A 4,504-nucleotide genomic window follows, 5' to 3' on the forward strand; every position below is an offset into this window, starting at 1 on the left:
GGTCGGGGCAGTATGGGGTGTTTGGTCAGGTGACACGGCAGACCGATGCGATGTGGCGCAACTTCAGCCAGCCACTGGGAAGGTTTCGCCAACCACTGCGTTATGCTGGGCAATACATGGATGAAGAGACCGGGCTGCACTACAATACCTATCGATATTATGCACCTGAGGTTGGGCGGTTTATCACACCTGATCCGATCGGTTTGGTGGGAGGACTGAATCTTTATCAGTACGCACCAAATCCGCTTTCGTGGATCGATCCGTTAGGTCTAACATCGGTTGACGCTCCTGGATACAATGTTTATGGACTATACGAACTCGACGCGACCGGGAAGCCGATAGGTAACCCTTACTATGTGGGTATTACGAATGATTTACCTCGAAGAGCAGGGGAACACTTAGAGACTGGACGGTTAGGTGGAAGCACCGGTATGATCCCAATAGATGAAAATATCAAATATGGTCAGGCTAGAGGGTATGAGCAGTATTATATGGAAAAATACGAGACGCGCACGGGAACTATAGGAGAGGCAGTATCCTCAACGAATCGTGGTAATAAATATAATTCGTTCGATCATAGTAGAACGGATACCCGTGCAGATTCATTTAGAGAAGCCTACGATAGCAAGAAAAAAGGCTCTGGCCGTTTTGGAAGGAGATGCTAATGAGTGACATCAAATTTTGGGGTTGGGATAAGAAGCCAAGAACCATGCTCAGATATTTAAAATCAGGTGATATATTTTGTTTCAAAATATCAAATGATAAATTTGGATTTGGAAAAATCGTGGCAAAAGTAAGCGTTGGTCATGCGGCAGAGATTTTTGATTGTTTTTCGTGCTCCCCGGATGATTATGATAAGGCGATTTTTAACTCTGATTCAAAATCAATACCTGTGATATTAGACAGCTACAGCCTTTTCGATAAAAAGATATCAGGAGAATGGCGGATTATTGGGCATGACGAGAGGAACGTAATAAAACCGTTTGAGGGTATCTACTTTGTTTATGGCTCGTTAGGCGAACGTAAGAAAGTTGATATGTTTGGCAATGTTTCGGATGTTTCAGATAAAGAATCTGAGAATTATCCACCTTACATGCCTAAAAACGATTTTCATATAAAGAATATGCTCGCTCTTTGAGTAAACACTTGCGCCTAATACTGTTCAACTTTTGTTAATTCAGCTTTATTAACTAAGAATGGTAAGGCGCTTTTCATAAACTACTATGTGATTATTGTAAAGGAAAATGAATGCTTTTGCGAGGGATACAGGTGCAAACGTGACTTATAACTGGGGTGAAGGTGCAGAACGTAAAGCTTGGAAAGCTAGATGCTGAGGAAATAAAATGTTTAATGAAATAAGAATTTTGGCTTCTACTGTAAATTGTCACACTGAAAATGATGTTTTAATCATTGGTGTTGGCGATGATCCCGTATCACCTAATAGTTACCTGATAATCTCCAGACTCGATGATGGTGATATTGATGAGTCAATTGGCATTCAAACCCACCTATCCGAAATGGAAGTGTCAAATGCAATAAGTGATATTTCCTTGAGTGAGCATGAGCTGGTTGTTAAAATAAAGGAAAATAAATCAACAGAAGTAAATTCTTCCAGAGTGGTAATTCTGTTAGATAATTGCACTGCGGACTTAAAGTCATTAGTGAAATATGTAAATAAAATATTTTATGGCAGTGCTGCTAATATTGAAATGAAAATAAAATAATATGAATAAACACTGGGGAAGCGAGCGGCCTCTTTCAATGTTTATATTGCCAAAAGAATTATACACCTCGATAAAAATCACCCAGTAACACATTATGTTATATCATAACCGTAGCTGAGGTTGTAGTATTTAAAAATGACTTTAGGTCTTAATTGTATTACATGAATGCTTCAACACAATCTTCAAAAACGGATGTTGCCAATCTTCATGATCAGTTTTCGCGTAAGAAACAAACCCATCGTGCTCTAAAGCACATATTAGCCCCGGATGTCCGCGTACAAACTGATAGACGGCCCGGCTTTCCATGCCTTACAACATATGGCTGAGCAGCTTACGGCGCATTACATCACTTCGCCAACGCTTGCCAGCCTTAAGGTCTTTATAAGTACAGTTGAAGGTCTGGCGTAAGCGTCCGGCGAACTCACATTGTTAACGATGCACCGTTATCACATTCTAACCTCGGTCAATATGACAACGCTGAGGTAAAATATGACAATACGGTATTCTCGTAGTGAACGGCAGCAGCATCTCGACGCCTGGCAACAGAGTGGGCTGTCTAAAAAACACTATTGTCGTCTGCATGACTTGAACATCGCCACCTTTTATTACTGGCTCAAACATCAGCAAGTTGACGCCACCGTTACCGTACCTTCCGCCTTTATTCCTGCACAACGGGTTACGCCTGAGAATAACGACACCGACACGGTGACCCTTAATCTCCCCAATGGCTGTTCGGTCCGCTGTCTTCCTGTCCAATTACGGATTGTGATGCAGGCCTTATCGCTATGCTAACGCCACAACACATCTGGCTGGCACGCGAGCCGGTCGATATGCGACGGGGTATTGATACCCTGACGCAATACATTACCGACCATCTGCACCAGCCTTGGCAAGGGGAAGCCGCTTTTGTCTTCTGCAACAAGGCGCGCTCGCGCATCAAAGTCCTGCGTTGGGACAAGCACGGTGTCTGGCTGTGTCTTCGTCGCCTTCATCAGGGCCATTTTATCTGGCCCAGGCAGGGCGATGTTGCCTGGAAACTGTCACCAGAACAGGCCGACTGGTTGATGAAAGGTATCGACTGGCAGCGGGTTGAAGGACTCGACCTGACTCAGTGGAAATGACGTTGATAGTGAATTAATGCATTGATTATCAATGACAATACGGTGTCATGTTGATAAAATGGCCGCATGAATATCGATGCACTGCTGGCCTCAAAAGACCCCGATGAACTGCGCACCCTGGCGTTGAAATTACTCGCGGACCTTGAACAGCAGACGCAGCGAAACCAGACGCAGGCGGGCTATATCCAGCAACTAGAAGAGGCCCTGAAAAATGCCCGCCAATGGCGCTTCGGGCGCAAAAGCGAAGCCTTCCAGGGCGAGCAACGCGGGCTGTTCGATGAAGATATCGAGGCTGATGCTGCCGATATCGAGCAGCAACTGGCTACCCTGTTACCCGAGCCGAAAGCACCCAAACCGCAGGTGGCCAAACGCCAGCCCCTGCCGCCGGAACTGCCCCGGGAAGAGGTGCGTCTGGCCCCGGTGTCCGACAGTTGTCCAGACTGCGGACACACCCTGCGCTTCATCCGGGATGAAATCAGCGAACGGCTGGAATATGTCCCGGCCCGCTTCATCGTGCATCGCCATGTTCGTCCGCAGTTCAGTTGTGAACAGTGTGAGACGGTAGTCAGCGAACCGCTACCGGCACAACTGATTGAAAAAGGTCTGCCGGGTCCCGGTCTGCTGGCGCAGGTGGTGTGTGCCAAGAGCCTTGACCACCTGCCGCTCTACCGTCAGCAAGTCATATACCAACGCAGCGGTGTCGACCTGCCTCGCAGTACGCTGGCGGGTTGGTTCGGTGCGGTGGGGGCAGCCCTGAAACCGTTGGCCCAGGCACTGCATCAGGAGTTATTGCAACACCCGGTCTTGCAGGCTGACGAAACCCCGCTGTCCATCCTCGACCCCGGCAAGGGCAAAACCCAACGGGGTTACCTGTGGGCTTACATCACAGCCCTTGGTGCTGAACGGTCGACAGTCTTTTATGACTGCCAACCGGGACGCAGTGGTCAATATGCCCGCGATGTGCTTGAGGGTTGGCGCGGCACCCTGGTGGTCGATGGCTATGCCGGTTACCAGGCGTTGTTCGACAGCGGTCAGGCGCTTGAGGCCGGGTGTTGGGCGCACGCCCGGCGCAAGTTCTTCGAGTTGTTTACCGCCAACAAAAGCCCGGTGGCCAAGGTTGCGCTGGACACAATCCGCGAGCTTTATAAGCTTGAGCGCAAAATCAAACACCGGTCGGCGGATAAAAAGTGCCAGTGGCGACAGCGGTATGCCCGGCCCCGGCTGGATGCCTTCCATCAGTGGTTGTTGTTGCAACAAACGCAGACGGCCCCCAACTCCGGGCTGCGCAAGGCGCTGGACTACACCTTGAAACGCTGGTCGGCATTACTGCGCTATCTGGACGATGGCCGGGTACCCATCGACAATAACCGCACCGAAAACTACATCCGTCCGGTGGCCGTAGGCCGCAAGAACTGGCTCTTTGCAGGGTCGTTGCGTGCAGGACAACGGATGGCGTCTATCCTGAGTCTGCTGGAAACTGCCAAGCTCAACGGCCACGACCCGTATATCTGGTTGCGCGATGTGCTGACCCGCTTGCCGACCTGGCCCAACAGCCGGATCAATGAACTATTGCCTTACGCCGAAAACCGCTTCAGCTAATTACCCCGTCAGCTTATTACATTATTTTAATCACACAACACGAGTTCACCGTTCGGTTAC

6 protein-coding genes are annotated in these 4,504 nt (G+C 48.8%); all 6 read left to right on the forward strand.

Translation table 11 applies throughout. The features are described from left to right. A partial coding sequence (locus tag ACLQ7H_RS28555) for an RHS repeat-associated core domain-containing protein (RefSeq protein WP_411755583.1) occupies window positions 1-665 on the forward strand: 665 nt, incomplete at its 5' end. Next, window positions 665-1,138, forward strand: coding sequence for an Imm26 family immunity protein (locus tag ACLQ7H_RS28560; protein WP_411755584.1), 474 nt, complete (start codon window positions 665-667; stop codon window positions 1,136-1,138). The genes ACLQ7H_RS28555 and ACLQ7H_RS28560, both read left to right, overlap by 1 nt. A 205-nt stretch (window positions 1,139-1,343) precedes the next feature. Beyond that, entirely contained in the window at window positions 1,344-1,724 is a 381-nt protein-coding gene (locus ACLQ7H_RS28565) for a hypothetical protein (RefSeq protein ID WP_411755585.1), read from the forward strand. 489 nt (window positions 1,725-2,213) lie between these two features. After that, window positions 2,214-2,516, forward strand: coding sequence for an IS66 family insertion sequence element accessory protein TnpA (tnpA, locus tag ACLQ7H_RS28570; RefSeq protein ID WP_411755586.1), 303 nt, complete (start codon window positions 2,214-2,216; stop codon window positions 2,514-2,516). Then, complete coding sequence (gene tnpB, locus ACLQ7H_RS28575; protein ID WP_411755587.1) at window positions 2,510-2,845, forward strand: IS66 family insertion sequence element accessory protein TnpB; 336 nt, start codon at window positions 2,510-2,512, stop codon at window positions 2,843-2,845. The genes tnpA and tnpB overlap by 7 nt, the downstream gene beginning before the upstream one ends. A 66-nt stretch (window positions 2,846-2,911) precedes the next feature. Further along, window positions 2,912-4,444 (forward strand): IS66 family transposase, encoded by a 1,533-nt coding sequence (tnpC, locus tag ACLQ7H_RS28580; protein WP_411755588.1) that lies wholly within the window; start codon window positions 2,912-2,914, stop codon window positions 4,442-4,444. Window positions 4,445-4,504 lie beyond the last annotated feature (60 nt).

The organism is Serratia sp. (in: enterobacteria) (assembly GCF_046715635.1).
GTDB lineage: Bacteria > Pseudomonadota > Gammaproteobacteria > Enterobacterales > Enterobacteriaceae > Chania.